The organism is Rhodococcus sp. C-2 (genome assembly GCF_027854095.1).
In the GTDB taxonomy this organism is placed as follows: domain Bacteria; phylum Actinomycetota; class Actinomycetes; order Mycobacteriales; family Mycobacteriaceae; genus Rhodococcus_F; species Rhodococcus_F qingshengii.
This window is the reverse complement of sequence record NZ_JAQGFI010000009.1, coordinates 173,508-188,576: the sequence shown is the minus strand read 5'-3', so window position 1 is coordinate 188,576 and position 15,069 is coordinate 173,508. Positions and strand designations below refer to the sequence as shown.

17 protein-coding genes and 2 pseudogenes are annotated in these 15,069 nt (G+C 60.1%); 5 read left to right on the top strand and 14 right to left on the bottom strand.

The window, feature by feature from the left end; translation table 11 throughout:
- Positions 1-81: 81 nt before the first annotated feature.
- A pseudogene (locus PCS43_RS20270) lies at positions 82-468 on the bottom strand (LGFP repeat-containing protein); the annotation flags it as partial.
- A gap of 203 nt (positions 469-671) precedes the next feature.
- Between PCS43_RS20270 and PCS43_RS20265 the strand changes: the two are divergent.
- Positions 672-1,055 (top strand): LapA family protein, encoded by a 384-nt coding sequence (locus PCS43_RS20265; RefSeq protein ID WP_231915126.1) that lies wholly within the window; start codon positions 672-674, stop codon positions 1,053-1,055.
- 94 nt (positions 1,056-1,149) lie between these two features.
- Here the strand turns inward: PCS43_RS20265 and PCS43_RS20260 are convergent, their stop codons facing one another.
- The 4 genes and pseudogenes from PCS43_RS20260 to PCS43_RS20245 all read right to left on the bottom strand — a co-directional run.
- Positions 1,150-2,430 (bottom strand): IS256 family transposase, encoded by a 1,281-nt coding sequence (locus PCS43_RS20260; protein ID WP_064073797.1) that lies wholly within the window; start codon positions 2,428-2,430, stop codon positions 1,150-1,152.
- A gap of 123 nt (positions 2,431-2,553) precedes the next feature.
- Complete coding sequence (locus PCS43_RS20255) at positions 2,554-2,865, bottom strand: hypothetical protein (protein WP_064073775.1); 312 nt, start codon at positions 2,863-2,865, stop codon at positions 2,554-2,556.
- Positions 2,866-2,979: 114 nt separating this feature from the next.
- Complete coding sequence (locus PCS43_RS20250) at positions 2,980-3,486, bottom strand: alpha/beta fold hydrolase (RefSeq protein ID WP_064073776.1); 507 nt, start codon at positions 3,484-3,486, stop codon at positions 2,980-2,982.
- Between the two features lie 219 nt (positions 3,487-3,705).
- Positions 3,706-4,252 (bottom strand): annotated as a pseudogene (locus PCS43_RS20245) (UPF0182 family protein); the annotation flags it as partial.
- Positions 4,253-4,467: 215 nt separating this feature from the next.
- Here PCS43_RS20245 and PCS43_RS20240 point away from each other — a divergent pair.
- A complete protein-coding gene (locus tag PCS43_RS20240; protein ID WP_152687986.1) occupies positions 4,468-4,662 on the top strand; it encodes a hypothetical protein in 195 nt (64 codons plus the stop codon).
- A gap of 217 nt (positions 4,663-4,879) precedes the next feature.
- A complete protein-coding gene (locus tag PCS43_RS20235; protein ID WP_064073779.1) occupies positions 4,880-5,293 on the top strand; it encodes a VOC family protein in 414 nt (137 codons plus the stop codon).
- A gap of 38 nt (positions 5,294-5,331) precedes the next feature.
- Here PCS43_RS20235 and PCS43_RS20230 read toward each other — a convergent pair whose 3' ends face one another.
- The 9 genes from PCS43_RS20230 to fdxA all read right to left on the bottom strand — a co-directional run bounded on the left by PCS43_RS20230 (position 5,332) and on the right by fdxA (position 13,427).
- Complete coding sequence (locus PCS43_RS20230; protein WP_082893113.1) at positions 5,332-5,529, bottom strand: hypothetical protein; 198 nt, start codon at positions 5,527-5,529, stop codon at positions 5,332-5,334.
- A gap of 11 nt (positions 5,530-5,540) precedes the next feature.
- Complete coding sequence (locus PCS43_RS20225; protein ID WP_064073780.1) at positions 5,541-6,734, bottom strand: globin domain-containing protein; 1,194 nt, start codon at positions 6,732-6,734, stop codon at positions 5,541-5,543.
- Positions 6,735-6,766: 32 nt separating this feature from the next.
- Positions 6,767-7,216 carry an RrF2 family transcriptional regulator gene (locus tag PCS43_RS20220; protein WP_064073781.1) on the bottom strand — a complete coding sequence of 150 codons (450 nt, stop codon included), beginning with the start codon at positions 7,214-7,216 and terminating at the stop codon, positions 6,767-6,769.
- Between the two features lie 174 nt (positions 7,217-7,390).
- On the bottom strand, positions 7,391-7,627 hold the full coding sequence (locus PCS43_RS20215; protein ID WP_054801252.1) for a hypothetical protein: 237 nt from the start codon (positions 7,625-7,627) through the stop codon (positions 7,391-7,393).
- Between the two features lie 875 nt (positions 7,628-8,502).
- Positions 8,503-10,293 (bottom strand): molybdopterin-dependent oxidoreductase, encoded by a 1,791-nt coding sequence (locus tag PCS43_RS20210; RefSeq protein ID WP_082893114.1) that lies wholly within the window; start codon positions 10,291-10,293, stop codon positions 8,503-8,505.
- A gap of 120 nt (positions 10,294-10,413) precedes the next feature.
- Positions 10,414-10,824, bottom strand: coding sequence for a DUF952 domain-containing protein (locus PCS43_RS20205; RefSeq protein WP_064073782.1), 411 nt, complete (start codon positions 10,822-10,824; stop codon positions 10,414-10,416).
- 30 nt (positions 10,825-10,854) lie between these two features.
- The gene (locus tag PCS43_RS20200; protein ID WP_054801243.1) at positions 10,855-11,301 is read right to left on the bottom strand and encodes a hypothetical protein; all 447 of its coding nucleotides are present in this window, start codon (positions 11,299-11,301) and stop codon (positions 10,855-10,857) included.
- A complete protein-coding gene (gene ctaD / locus PCS43_RS20195; protein ID WP_064073783.1) occupies positions 11,298-13,043 on the bottom strand; it encodes an aa3-type cytochrome oxidase subunit I in 1,746 nt (581 codons plus the stop codon). Before ctaD ends, PCS43_RS20200 begins: the two co-directional genes overlap by 4 nt.
- Positions 13,044-13,052: 9 nt before the next feature.
- Complete coding sequence (fdxA, locus tag PCS43_RS20190) at positions 13,053-13,427, bottom strand: ferredoxin (protein WP_064073784.1); 375 nt, start codon at positions 13,425-13,427, stop codon at positions 13,053-13,055.
- Positions 13,428-13,487: 60 nt separating this feature from the next.
- Here fdxA and PCS43_RS20185 point away from each other — a divergent pair, with 60 nt between their 5' ends.
- Positions 13,488-14,183, top strand: coding sequence for a helix-turn-helix transcriptional regulator (locus tag PCS43_RS20185; protein ID WP_064073785.1), 696 nt, complete (start codon positions 13,488-13,490; stop codon positions 14,181-14,183).
- 177 nt (positions 14,184-14,360) lie between these two features.
- Positions 14,361-15,050 carry a hypothetical protein gene (locus PCS43_RS20180; RefSeq protein ID WP_064073799.1) on the top strand — a complete coding sequence of 230 codons (690 nt, stop codon included), beginning with the start codon at positions 14,361-14,363 and terminating at the stop codon, positions 15,048-15,050.
- The last annotated feature ends 19 nt before the right edge of the window (positions 15,051-15,069 follow it).

Here is a 15,069-nt window from a genome sequence, read left to right as displayed (position 1 = left end):
GTCCACTCTCGAATCCTTGACGCCCCACGCGTCGAAGATCGCCCCGTAGACGGGATGGGTACCGGCTTCCGAGAAGTAGATGTTGCCGTGCTCGTACCTGTTGAACCGTGCCGAATTGTCGGGTGTGCTCAGCTCACCGCTGATGGGCCAACCGACTCCCGACGTCGGACCTCCGACCGCGGCGTACTTTTCCCCGATCTGCCCGTAGACCTCCCAGGCACCGGTGGACTCCGTCCAGTAGATGGCTCCATCGGCGAATTGCTGGATTTGTCCACCATTGCGTTCCTCTTCGCCGTTGACGCAGCGACCGAGCGGACCGTCTTCCCCGCCGATCGAGATGTATCGGGCGCCGATCGCCCCATGTGGGAGACAACAGTTCGCCCCGTCGTCGGAGAACCATGAGCAGGCTCCCACCCAGATCAGAAGCGCCAGCACCGCCGTCGCTCGGATTCCGCGAATGAACACCATGGCGCATCGCCCCATTTATCGACTGTTCTTCGAGCATCCCACACAGGAAGACGAGGGCACCAGGTTGATGTGTAGACGAAGTTTGCTTCAATTGTTCAGCGATTTCGCCCGTGCACCGTCGCGCAGCCAGATATATCCTCGAAGGTAGGCGAACAGCGAGTTCACCCTCTGCTCCGGTAGGTCTGGAGATCAAGGAGAGCGCTATGAGCACACAAGATCCCCACATCGCGTCGGCATCCGCCACGCCCTTCCACAAACCGAAGCGGGAAAAGGTACCTCACTCGTCGACGTCTCCGGCAGAGGCGGACATCGAGCACACCAATGCCGGTCGAATGTGGATAGCAGTTGCCATGGGCGCCATCGTCGTCATCATTTTGTTGATCTTCATCCTGCAGAACACCAAGCAGGTCGCCATCTCGTTCTTCGCCTGGGACTTCGAACTGCCGCTCGGGGTGGCTCTGCTTTTCGCCGCTATCGGCGGGGTACTGGTGATGGCCTCCGTAGGCGGTGCGCGGATCTGGCAACTGCGCCGCGCCTACAGGAAGACCGAACCCGCTCCGGAACCCACGACGGACCCGAAGGACTGACACTTCGGCCCTACCCGCCAAGCGCACATATAATTGACCCGGCCATTCGGCGCTGACGGGTCTATCTCGTTAAGGGTGTTTCGGCCGGTATCCATTAGTAAGTTTCCGATCCCGGCCAACGATCGGCGAACGTGATCGCAAACGCATTCAGAGCAGGCTTCCACCGTGTAATCCATCGTGCCTGCCCTTTGCCTGTCGGGTCGAGCGAACGCGTCACCAAATAGAGGCACTTGAGCGCAGCAGCCTCGGTGGGGAAATGCCCACGAGCCTTGACAGCCCTCCGATACCGGGCATTCAAGGACTCAATAGCGTTGGTAGAGCACAGCACTCGCCGTATCTCGGTGTCGTAATCGAGGAACGGGATGAACTCCTGCCAGGCGTTGTTCCACAATCGAATGATCGCCGGATACGTCTTGCCCCAACGGTCTGCGAGATCGTCGAACGCTGCACTCGCGGCGGCCTCGGTCGGGGCAGTGTAGATCGGCTTGAGATCGTGTTTGAGCGCATCCCAATGCTGCCGCGACGACAACCGAAACGTATTGCGGATCAAATGGATCACACACGTTTGGACCGTGGTCGCCGGCCACACATTCTCGACGACCTCCGGTAGACCTTTTAATCCGTCGCAGACCAGGAAGAACACATCCCGAGTACCCCGATTACGGATATCCGTCAGCACGGACATCCAAAATTTGGCGCCCTCACCGCCGGTCCCGGCCCACAAACCGAGTACGTCCCGGTGCCCGTCGAGGCTGACACCGATCGCCGCGTAGATCGGGCGGTTCGCGACCTGCCCATCCCGAACTTTGACCACGATCGCATCGATGAAGATCGCTGCGTACACCTCGTCGAGCGGACGGGCAGCCCAGTCCTGCATTTCCTCGAGCACTTTGTCGGTGATCCGTGAGATGGTCTCTTTCGAGACCGAAGCGCCGTAGATTTCAGCGAAGTGAGCACTGATCTCACCGGTCGTTAATCCTTTGGCGTACAACGACAACACGATCTCATCGACCCCGTTCAATCGACGTTGTCGCTTTTTGACGATCTGCGGCTCGAACGTCCCTTCCCGATCACGAGGGACCTCGATCGGAACATGACCGGTCGCCTCGGTCAACACAGTCTTCGACCGAGTCCCGTTGCGAATATTCGTCGACTCCCGCTCCGGCGGGGCTTGGTTCTTGTCGTGCCCGAGGTGCTCGGTCATCTCCTCGTTCAATGCAGTTTCCAGAACGGTTTTGGTGAACTGCTTGAGCAAACCGTCCGGACCGGTCAGCGACAGACCCTGCTCCTTCGCCAACCTGACCAGCTCCGCAGCCGCCGCAGCTTCCGCGGAGGGCTCGGCCCTCTTCTTCGTCACATCTTCCAGTGTCGTCATCTCGGCACCTCCTCGCCAAGCATTCACTCAGCGTCTCGGGCCAAAACACCGATTACGAAACAGTCCCGCCGCCCCCGGACAGATCGTTCAAAGGCAGTTCGACCTGCCGGGTAAGGGCGAATATCACTCTCCGGGGGCAGACCGCGGGGCGGGGAGTTCGTGCTTTCGTAAGATCTGCGAGAGGCAGAGCGGATCTTCGACCGGGGCCAGGTGTCCGGTCTTCGGGAGAAGGATCACCGAGGCGGTGTGGTCCTTCACCACGTGGTACACGGCCTGGCGGCGAGAGACGGGGTCGTCAGCGCCGGCCGCGACGGTCATCGGGGCATGCCGGGTCCAGATGGTGAATCTGTCCTTGCTCAGCAGTGGTCGCGATCGGGTGGGGTGGCAGTAGGCGCCGACGTTGCAGAACCAGGTCACCAGCTCGGGGGAGGGCATGAACTGTGGTCCGGTGACGTGTTCGAGATAGTGCTGCGCTGCGTCGATGTCGGTGCTTCTGCGCCACAGGAACCGTCGCAGGGCGCCCCAGGAATACCAGCGGGAGCGACAGAGTCACTCCGGGTTGATCAGGACTGTTCCGACGACACGAGGGTGGGGTGTGGAGGAAAGGACGATGGCGCCGCCCAAGGCATGACCTATCAGCACGATGGATTTCTCGCCGAGCGTGTCGGTGACCTCGTCGAGCCAGCGGCCGTAGTGATCGAGGTCGGCGGATTGTGGGCGGCGGGCGGCGCTCATCCCTGGTTCGCCGGGTAGGTCGACGACGAATACTCTTCGGGTGCGGGCGATCTCAGCGAGCGCGGGTTCGAGCAGTGCGGCGCTCAATCCGGCGCCGGGGATGATCACAGCTGCCGGTAGCGGTGATGGAGAGCCGACTGCGAGCACAAGGGTATCGCTCAATGACGTACGCAGTCGCTGCAGTGTCCAGGGCAGTGTCCAGGTCTGCAGGATCTGGCGCGCGGAGGTGTGCAGTTGCAGTTCGTCGCCGGGGCAGCGGAACCCGGATTCGAGGGGCACGTCATGCGAAACGATCGAGGTATGAGGTGTGGGGTGGTTCATGGCTCTCCTGGTTGAACGGGACAGCATCGAGCTGCCGCCGACCAGACTTCCCGGCACACCGTGCGCCACAGTAACCGACGATCATCAAAAGTCAGGCATCCGACACCATGCGGACACGCCGCTGTGCGGTGATGCATCAGTTCTGTCTCCGGCTGTTCCTCCGGCTGTTTCTGGTTGTCGTGTGAGATTGCCTCCTGACCCGAGTGGGCGGGTGCGCATTCAGCGTCCGCTTGCTTGGAGGTATGCGTCGATGGCTTGTTGCAGTCGGTCGAGGGCGTCCCCGTAGGTGCCGAAGCCGCTTTGTTGTGCGGTGCGCAGGTCGGCGAGGGCGCGGTTGAGTTCGGTCACTGCGGTGGTGAGATCGGATCCAGGCTCGGCTGGCGTCGGTGGTACCGCAGCGGGGGGGAGAGGCGGCGGAAGGATCAACCGGGGGTGGTGCGGCGGCGTCTCCGCCGGGGGCTGTGGCGATTGTTCCGGTGCCGGGCCCGAAGACTTGGTCGAGAGCTTCTGCGAGGGTGGGGGCGTATCCGACTCTGACGCCGCCTGTTCCGGGCTCTCGGTAGCTGACGAGGACACGGGAGAGTTGGGGGAAGGTCGAGCCGTCGGCTTGGGTGCTCAATCGTTCGGTGAACAGGGGTTCGACGTACAGGAAGCCGCCGCCGGCGATCGGCAACGTCAGGAGGTTGCCGTAGTGGATGCGATTCGAGCGTTCGAGCAGGGTCCGCTCGGAAGCGACTCGGGTGTCGGAGATCATCGAGTTCTGTGTTTACACCCGAAACATCGCGGCCGGCGGAGACACCCAAACGCGAACACGGTCACGAGCGAGACTGATAACTGTCATCCGCCGAAAGTGGACTTGTCAATGAACTGGTAGAAACCGCCATCACACATCCTCTGGCTACAAAGACAGGTTCACCGTTCTTGTTTCCCAGCCGAACCGTGCCCGGAACGGCTCGCCACGCCCGCCCAGTGGGGATCGCGATGACCGACCTTGATATCCCGGTCAGGATCAGCCGCAACTCCGCTCTCCGTACTCTCACCGAAGATCTACCCGCACCGGTCGTCGCCGACCTGCTCGGGTTGCATATCCATTCCGTCAGTCGGTGGACCGACTACGCTCGCCGCGACTGGGCCCACCACCTCGATGCCCGAACCAACGGACCGAATCGAAGGTAACCGTCGACTTATCGGAGTTTGATCCGGCAGGTTGGATTGGACGCCCTATTGGAGCTCGGTGAGGAAATGCTGCGCCTCGGAGCGGGAGTTGGCGAACGATCATCAACGTCAGCAGCGAATTCTGGTGCATGCGGACTTTGAGTCACAGAAAAAGCCAATGCACCGAGTGCACCGGTACTGTGAAGACCTCTGGCTTGTTCGGGAGTAGGAGAGAAAAATGTGTGCTGCCGCGAAAGTTGCCTCGTCGGTGATGCAAGTAGCCAACCTGGATCGGTCGGTGAGTTACTACTGCGACGTGTTTTCCTGCCGTGTCGCCTTGCGTGAACGCGATGCGACGCTCCTTCTGACGCCGGATGACTTTCAGATCTACATGTATGTGCAAAAGGGCGCATCCCGGCGAAACATGAGCAATATCGGCGTCCACTACGTCATGTGGTCCGCCGATACAGAAGAGGAACTTACGCGGATCAGTGAGCGTCTACGCACATATGATGCCTCCACCTTCACCCAGGTTGTCGGTGGAGTGACCTTCGTCGACGGCTGCGATCCGGACGGTATCCGTGTCATCATCGCTTACCCGGGCCCAGAGGAACTACCCCGAGAGCTGATCGCACAACGATTCCACGGATAACTTGCCCAACGCACCCCAGGTAGCGGTGCGTTGGCAAGTCAGTCCTCGCTGCTCACACGGTCACCGATCCACGCGAGGAGATGGGGATCGGATGACGTCAGACGCTCTACTTCCTCGCCCCCGTCGCAGCGTCGTAGTGAGATCATGATCGATGTCGGGGTGCGCCGTAGAACCCGCCACGTCGCTCCCGAGTCGGACCATCGCGAAAGAGTTTCCACAGGTTGCTCTTCCGTCATGTCGGCTCCGCTCAGGTATTGGCCCAGCTGTCCGGTCCGAAGACCTCGTAGTGGATATTCTGCGCCGGAACATCCCGTTGGAGCAACGATGCGCGCATCGCCAACATGAACGGCATCGGCCCACAGAGGAACGCCTGGGTATCCGGTTCGACAGTGATATCGCGCAGATCGGCCCGTCCTTCGTGAACAGATCCGAACGGTACGTGCGTGCCGAGATCCTCGTACCAGCGGTGCAAGGTTGCGGCGGGAATCTTCTCGACGAGTGTGCTGAGTTCTGCTCGGTGAGCATGATCGGCGATGGATCGATCAGCATGAATGATGGAGACGGAACGCTGTGCACCGGTGTCCGCAAGATGATTGAGCATCCCGATCATTGGTGTACAACCGATTCCGGCCGACGCGAGTAGGAGAGGTGAGTCGTCGTCCGGCATCATCAGATCGCCGAACGGTGTGGTGACCAACAGTTCGGAACCTTCGAACACGTTGTTGTAGAGGAAGTTCGACACTTCGCCGTCGGGCGTGCCCGAAATTCTCTTCACGCTGATTCGCCAGTCGGCGCTGCTCGGCACGGAACAGAGGCTGTATTGACGTATCTGGCGAGCGCCGTCGGGCAGCGTAACTCCGACCGAAAGGTACTGTCCGGGAGCGAAGGTGGGGAGAACGCTGCCGTCGAGCGAGGCGAGAGTCAGCGAGACAGTGCTGGCGGATTGAAGGACGCGCTCGCTGACTCTGACCGTGCGCCAGACGTCGCCGATCTCGACGCCGGCGAGTTGGTAGAGGCCTCGTTCCATCGTGATGAGGGTTTCCGCCATCAGCCAGTAAACCTCGTCCCATGCTGCTGCGACATCGGGAGTGACTGCATCGCCGATTATTTCGACGATCGCGGCAAAGAGGTGTTCGTGCACGATTGCGTACTGGTCGGGCGTGATTCCCAGCGACGCATGCTTGTGGGCGATACGCGAAAGTATGAGATCGACCTTGGCGCTGTCGGGTTCGAGCTGAAGCGTCGCGAATGCCGCGATAGCGCCCGCGAGAGCCTTCTGCTGTTCGCCCTGCTTCTGATTGCCGCGATTGAACAAATCGCGTTCGAGTTCGGGATGTGCGTCGAACATCGTGCGGTAGAAGAGGGTTGTGATATCGCCGATGGCGGCGCCGACCACGGGAAGGGTGGCGCGAATGACCTCGGTTGACTGTGGGGAAAGCATGAGCTGCTCCGTTCGGTCGAAATTGACGTTGATCAGCTTGCTTCGTCGCTCCGAGTGGTGAGGCGAAGCAGAACAGTTTTTGACGGCTGCCGGATGACGTCTTCGATCGTGACCGCGTCGAGTGAAACGAAAAACGCTTCCTGAGCGTCACGCAAAGCGCTCCGAAGGAGGCAACCCCCGCGCAGTGGGCACGGCTTGTCGCCTTCGCAGTCGACGACCTCACCCGCCCCTTCGAGGCGTCTGGCCAGCCAGCCGATGGTGGCGGTGCGGCCGAGTTCGGTGATGGAGAGCCCACCACCGCGGCCGCGCCTGGTTGTCACGATGCCCAACTCGCCGAGCCGTGTAACCACCTTGGTGGCATGGGAATACGACACGTTGAGCTGCTCCGCAATTACCCGGGTACTGGGGGAGGCATCCGCGTCGAGTACGGCCAACCGCATGACGACGCGCAATCCCAGATCGGTGAACTGCGTCAGTTGCATGACCTGAACCTACATAATTCGTATCTCAGATGACTATTTATGTGAGGGGGATCTTAAATGAAGCCTTAACGCACCACGTCGACATAGTCGAGAACGCTGTGAAGCGGCACCGATCGCGCAAAATTGGTTTGTCGACGAAAGGCCGAACCGGGCACATCGTCCCGTAGCGCACGCTCAGAGGGCGGAGGTAAAACCGTACCGTCGACGCATTTCCTTGATAGCGACGACGTCGTTTGCGCTGAACCTCGTTGCAGCTGACCATTGCAGCGCTTGCGCGTAGTCCTCTCGCCACTGGTCGATTTCACGTGCGGTGAGGCGAGTGACCGTCGGCTTCAGTCCCTCGGCTGCGGGTTCGAATTGGGCCAGAAACACGGCGAGCAATGCGGCTTCGCGTCGACATCTGTTCGTCATGGTGCCACCGCTTTGATGCTGATACCGGCAACGCGGAACGGTGCTGCAATGATCCCGCAAGCGTCGATCGGATCTCGGTGAGCTCGATCGATGCGTCGAACGCAACGACGAACAAATGATGTACAGGGACTTTCGTTCCGGAAATGCACTGTGCTACATAGTCTCATTGCAGATGGAGCTCCATTCAGCCCCGACCTCATGAAGAACGAACAACTTTCAAGTAACTCACCGTAACAGTACGATTCGGATTATCGCTAACCTCAAGCTACCGACGGTTCGCTCACCGTACATCGCACCCGAACGGCAACTGTCAACGGGGGTAACGACGGTGGACTGGATCTGGAATCGGTCCGCCGCCGAAGTCCGTCGTATATTTTTGCGTCGAGCGACTCGCCAACGGTCACGCCCGAGATCGCACGCGTAGGCTTCGGCTCCATGGTGTGCGGTTCCGTCTGCCACGATTTTTCTGCCGAAGATTTTGTGGCACTTGTATTACCGGGCTTCTCCTCGGAAGGTCGCGGAGGAGTTAGATAGCAACGTTTTTTCAGAGTCGACGGAATTGAGGCCGATCCCGGATCCGATGGAAATTCCACTACCAGAGGAGAATTGAAGGCGCGGTAAGCTCGAATATTCACCTCGCCGAGGTGCTCGGTGGTGACAACAGCGATGAACCGGTCCGGTCGAACATCGGTCCGAGTGGATCCTCGTACTCTCCGAAGCGCGCGCATTTCCGCCCGCGTCGTCAGCGAGCGCTGTGCGGCTGACTTTTCGCTTGTCGCATTGTTCCTTTTCCGGGGTCGTGTTTGCGTTGTCCGTTGATCGACCTTTGCGGTCGACGAATATCTCACATCACAGCAGTCGTCTGCAGGACAGGTTTACAAGGATTGCCGGTACCCGAAGAATTCATGATCCTCGTTGTACCCGCCGAAGCCGCCACCGACGTCGGAATAGTCCGCGACGAACTCCACGCCCTTGAGCCATTTGACCTGCTTGAAACCGAGTTGTGTCTCATTGCGGAGTCGCAGCGGTGCACCATGGCCGAACGGCAAGGGGGCTCCATTCATGTCGTAGGCAAGCATCGTCAGGTGGTATCCCATCTGTTCGATCGGGTGCGCGTCATAGTAGATACCCCCGTCCGGTCCGTCACCGAGTGAATAGAACACCACCCACTTCGCGCCCGGTTTCGGTTGCACAAGGTCGATGATCGTCTGCATCGACACCCCGCCCCACCTGGCGATGCCCGACCATCCCTGGATGCAGAAATGCTGGGTGATCTGCTCCTGTAGTGGTAGTGCGCGGAGGTCAGCCAGGTCCAATTCCACCGGGTGCTCGACCAGTCCGTTGACCCGCAACCGGTAGTCGACGAAGTTGCCGGCCAAAAGAGCTTGGTACTCCTCGGATTCGGGGTACTGCCCGTTGTGCCAGAAGTACGGGGAGATGTCCTTCTCGGTGTATTCGCCCGGCTTGGAGTCGACGTGCTCGAACAAGCGCTGCGCTGGTCCGATGAGCGCGAAACCCACTCGCTGAACCACCCGTGGATGACGCAGCGTGAACGGGGTTGCCGCAACCCAGCCGAGAGCAACGATCACCATCGAAGCCGCGAAGATCGTGAAGCCGATCCAGCTGTTGTCATCCCTCGACGCGTACATGTGGTTGGCGTTGCGCAGCAGTCCGGTGGTGAAGACCATCGCCACGTGGATCACGATGAACGCCAGGAACCAGATCAGCACGAGAAAGTGCAGCGAGCGGGCAGTTTGAATGCTCAATATCTTGCTGACCCGCCTGAAACGGGTGGACAACGCCGGCGACATACCCAGCCCGGTGATCATCGCGACCGGAGCGGCGACGAAGACCGTGACGAAGTAGGCGAGTAGTTGCAGTCCGTTGTATGCCATCCAGTGATCTTCGGTCGGCCAGTCGAGCGAAAGGTATTGCAGAAGTACAGATATGGTGTTGGGGAAGACGTCCCAGCTAGTCGGAATCACGTGCCGCCATTGCCCGGTCGCGAGCAGCAACACGTAGAAGATCAGACCGTTGAGCAGCCACAGCGTGTTGGTGCCGAGATGCCACCACCGGGCCAGGCCGATCGAGTGCCGGATCCCCGGTAAGCCCACGTACGCGGGCAGGCTGATCGAGTCCTTCTTCGCTGTCCAAAAGGGATCGGCAGGAACAGGTTTCTGGATACGGAACCATTCCCGGCCAGGTGTGCTGTGGCGAGTCCAGTACAGCCGAGGGTGGTCGGTGAGGATCTGTGCTCCCGACCGGATGATGAAGACCATCAGAAACAGATTGAGAAAGTGTTGCGCACCCAACCATGCGGGGAGGGCCGATGTTTCGCCTGGGCCGGGCTCACTCGCACCGGGATGCTGCTCGATGAACACCTGCACGGACGACATGCTGCGCAGGTGTTGCGCCGCTGCGACTGCCCCGATCAGGACGACGAATCCGAGAGGGAGCAGCCAGAGCAGGTTGAACCATCTGCTGTGGCCGATGCGCATGCGAGGTGCGATGTCGGTGGCGTATGGTACCGAACCCGCCCACGTGACGGGGTCGACGACGTCCGCACCTGGGGTCAATTGTGTGCGGAAGCTGTGCGCCACAGCAGGAGTCCGCGCAGCATCGGGAGCCGCACTCGGCGGTGTAGGTGAATCGGTGGAGTCGACCATCGGTCACATCCAAACGCTGTCAGCGACACCGGCGAGATACCGGTGACCAAAAAATTGTTCGATGACCTGACCCTACGCACCACTATTAGCCGCAAAGTCGGCTTACCTGGTTTTTGTCGACTACCGCGTCGCATCTCGGAGCGTATATGCGGACACGTCGGGAACCACCCATTTCTCGTCGACTTCCTCGATCGGGAGAACATCGAGGACGATGTCCGGATCCAGCGGTAGTGCTCCCAAGATCCCTGGAACCCGCGTGCCTGTACCAGGAGGCGATGGGTTGCGCTCGTCCCACCTGATCGAGACCCCCGCAGCAAGGAGGGCATCCTGATCGACAACCACCACTACCAGTGGGAGTCGGAGGTCTTCGTACACTGTCGAGAGAACATAGTCGAGATCCGCAGCAGTGGCAGCATGGATGAAGCCGACTTGATCAAGAGTCGTTGCGCGGGTTGATCCTTCATATTCTCCGAATCGCCTGGCGCCCTCCCAGTCGTCAGCAAGGGCTATGTGAAAAATACATTCGCTCATCGGAAACCTTTCATCGAAGTGGTCCGGGTGTCAGTGAAGACATGCGGACAACACCCGGAACAGAGACATGATCACGCTGACCAACAACACCACCTTCACCAACTCGAATGCGATGTACACCAGATGCATCGTCGAACGCGGTAGGTCTTCTCCGGCAAGAACCCGGTCGGACCGTCTACCCAGCCACGGCCGGATCACCACAACCTGAACAACGAGCATCATCGCGACCAGCACGAAGAACGTCAACGCGGGTGTGTCAGGTTTCGCGACGATGCAGGATGCCGCCAACATCAGTGCCAGAACCAACTCCACGGCGTTCAGTGCGGTGAAGACCTTCCGGCCGATCCCGAGCCCGATGGCCAGGCTCACTCCTGGAGCGCGAAACTTGATCGGTGCTTCCAGGAAGGAAATCGCAGCGACCATCCCGAGCCAGAACACCGGCACAATCACTTGCGCGTAGCGTGCCGCTTCGGTCATAGGCCATCGGCCTCACCGGACGGGACGGAGATCGCTTCGTTCACTGCGGAGGTGACAGTCTTCCTTCTGCCTGCATGTTCTTCCGTCCTCATTCGTTCGACCATGTGCGGGTAATGCAGTTCGAATGCGGGACGCTCGGAGCGGATCCGCGGAAGTTCGGTGAAGTTGTGCCGCGGCGGCGGGCAACTTGTGGCCCATTCGAGTGAATTGCCGTACCCCCACGGGTCGTCGACCGTCACGACTTCCCCGTACCGGTACGAGGTGAACACGTTCCACGCGAACGGCAACAATGACGCCCCGAGAACGAACGAACCGATCGTGGAGATCGAGTTCAGCGTGGTGAATCCGTCCGAGGGCAGGTAATCGGCGTATCGGCGCGGCATACCTTCGGCGCCGAGCCAATGTTGCACCAGAAAGGTTGTGTGAAACCCGACGAAGGTCGTCCAGAAATGCCACCGACCGAGTCGTTCGTTCATGTAACGTCCCGCTATCTTCGGGAACCAGAAATAGATCCCGGCGTACGTGGCGAAGACGATCGTCCCGAAGAGAACGTAGTGGAAGTGCGCTACGAGAAAGTACGAATCGGTGACATGGAAGTCGAGCGGCGGGCTCGCCAATATCACCCCGGAGAGACCACCGAAGAGGAAAGTCACCAGAAACCCGATCGAGAACAGCATCGGCGTTTCGAACGTCAATTGTCCTTTCCACATCGTTCCGATCCAGTTGAAGAATTTGACCCCAGTCGGTACGGCGATGAGGAAACTCATCATCGAAAAGAACGGCAGCAGAACGGCTCCCGTGGCAAACATGTGATGTGCCCACACTGCCGCCGACAGTGCAGATATGGCGATCGTCGCGTAGACAAGTCCGGCGTAGCCGAAGATCGGCTTGCGAGAGAAGACCGGAAAGATCTCCGAGACGATACCGAAGAACGGTATCGCCACGATGTACACCTCGGGATGTCCGAAGAACCAGAACAGATGCTGCCACAGGATCGCACCACCGGTGGCGGGATCGAAGAGATGCCCGCCCAAGTGTCGGTCCACGAGCAGTCCCATCAGTGCCGCCGTGAGAATAGGAAAAGCCAACAACACCAGGATCATGGTGATGAAAACATTCCACGTGAAGATCGGCATCCGAAACATCGTCATCCCGGGGGCACGCAGACAGATCACGGTGGTGATCATGTTGACCCCACCCAAGATGGTCCCGACGCCGGCCAGCGCGAGTCCCATGATCCACAGATCCCCGCCGACACCTGGCGAATGCAGGGCGCTGGTCAACGGGGAATACCCCGTCCATCCGAAGTCAGCGGCCCCGCCGGGGGTGAGGAATCCGGAAACCGTGACGAGCGCACCGAACAGGTACAGCCAGTAACTGAGCGCGTTCAGTCGCGGGAACGCCACATCCGGTGCGCCGATCTGCAAGGGAAGTACGTAGTTCGCGAAGCCGAAGACGATCGGAGTGGCATAGAGCAGCAACATGATCGTGCCGTGCATGGTGAAGAGCTGGTTGTACTGCTCGTTCGAGAGAAACTGAAGACCGGGGACGGCAAGTTCGGTCCGGATCAGCAGGGCCATCAATCCGCCCAACATGAAAAAGGCGAACGAGGTGACCAGATACATCACGCCCAGCTGTTTGGGATCAGTCGTAGCAGCAGCGGAATAGAGGAACGTGCCCTTGAACCCCCGGCGTTTCGGGTAAGGCCGCGAAGGAAGGAGCTCTGTCACAACGGGAGTCATTGGCGTTCCTCACTGCGCGGGAGATGGCGGTCCGATATCCGGACGATTCGAGTACGGGTACCCGCCTACCAATTCCGTATCGACACCTACGCGACCGAGATTCATGGATCCTCCCGGTGATCCCACCATCTCGGACGCACCGGGCAGTGGCCGATGGAAGAAGCGGGCGTTGTCATCGATGAAATCTTCCCAACGGGCGGGGACGTCGGATTCGTACGAGATGGCCTCGACCGGGCAGACCGGTTCGCACGCGCCGCAGTCGATGCATTCGTCGGGGTGGAAGTAGAGCGACCGCGCTCCTTCGTAGATGCAGTCCACCGGGCATTCCTCGACGCACCCCCGGTCCAACACGTCGATACATGGTGCTGCGATCACGTATGTCATGAGCGACCTCCGGGGGCACTGCCTATTTTTAAGGAAATCTTTCCTCTAAAGTCTTACAGTATGGCGATACGAAAGGGAACCGGTTCTGCGCGCGCCGGCACCCATGCAGTGCTGGCGTCTGGGCGGCGAGTTCAACTGTTGGACGCCTTGCGGGCTGCCGCGGAATCGATGACCGCCACCGAACTGGCGGATCTGTGCGGCCTGCATGTGAGCACAGTTCGGTTCCACCTCAATGCGTTGATCGAAGTCGGTCTGATCGCGAAGGAGACCGAGCGCAACGTCATCCGAGGGCGTCCGCGCCAGCTTTACCGGGCACAGAATCCACTCGGGTCAGGATTCGGCATCACCTCCGGATACGAAAAGTTGGCCCACGTTTTGGCGGCGCACTTCGCACGCCACACCGACGGTGATCCGGAACAGCTCGCCGAGGCTGCGGGTCGGCAGTGGGCGCTGGACGATCTCGGCGAAACCTCCGGAAACGGTCGATCCGCAGAAGATGCGGCGGTCGTCGTCACCACCTTGTTCGCGGAGATGGGGTTCGATCCGGAACTCGAATCCTCGACTTCCCGAACGCGTATCCGATTGCACGCCTGTCCGTTCGAAAGCGTCGCCCGACAGAACCCCTCCGTTGTCTGCTCCTTACATCTCGGTCTGATACGCGGCGTTCTGACACGACTCGGCGCACGTCAGATCAAGAGCACACTCACCCCCTGGGACACCGCGCATACGTGCCTCGCGCAACTGGAGCGGCAATGATGCCCAGGTACATGCAGCCGGTGTCTATCAATATCGAACTCGCACAGTCACATTCCCCTCCCTCATGCATTGCTGGACCACTGACGTGCTCGCGCGATCGAAGATGTTCCCCGTTTCGGCGGACCGCATCGAGAAATGAACAGCCGGAAACTTCCTCACCACAACGGATTACATTCCATGAACATCTATCGCATGATCTGGTGGATTACCGCGGTCATCCTGGCCGCTTCAGGGGGGATCGCCGCAGCCGTCACCGTCCAAACCGACGTTCTGGTATCGGCGGTGATTGCCGCAGTGCTGATCGGAGGGGGTTCACCCTGGCTGCGACCGATCACACGTCGTACTACCCCACCACCGCGAAATCTCCTTCCGATTGCGCTACGAGACGGCGCTACGTGGGCGGCAGGAGTGGTCACTGTCATCGGATTGATCACCCTCGCCGGCGCTCCCGCCCTACCGCTGATACTGCTGATGGCCATCACCTCTGCTCCGGTATGCCGCTATCTTCGCGACAGAGTCGAGTTCACACAGTCACCGCCGCGCTCGCCGAGGAGTCCCCTCATCCACCCACGCCCCGTCGAAGTGCCGCTTCATCCGCTGCCCGACTGCAGTCAACTGTCGAACGAAGCCCTGTGCCGATGTTGGCGAATGAGCTTTCCCGCCCTGAAGAGCGATCCCTCGACATCGCCCTCGGCCACGGACGCCCTGCACCTCGCGCGTACCCGCGAGGCTTATCTCGACGAAATCGAACGTCGAGATCGAAGGGGATTCGCCCGATGGTTAGACAGCGGCGCCCGCGCCGGCAGTGACCCCTCCAAGTTCCTCACCGCACGAGATCACCCCCCACCCCCGCCGCAGCGGCCCTGATTCAACGCCCTCCGAAATG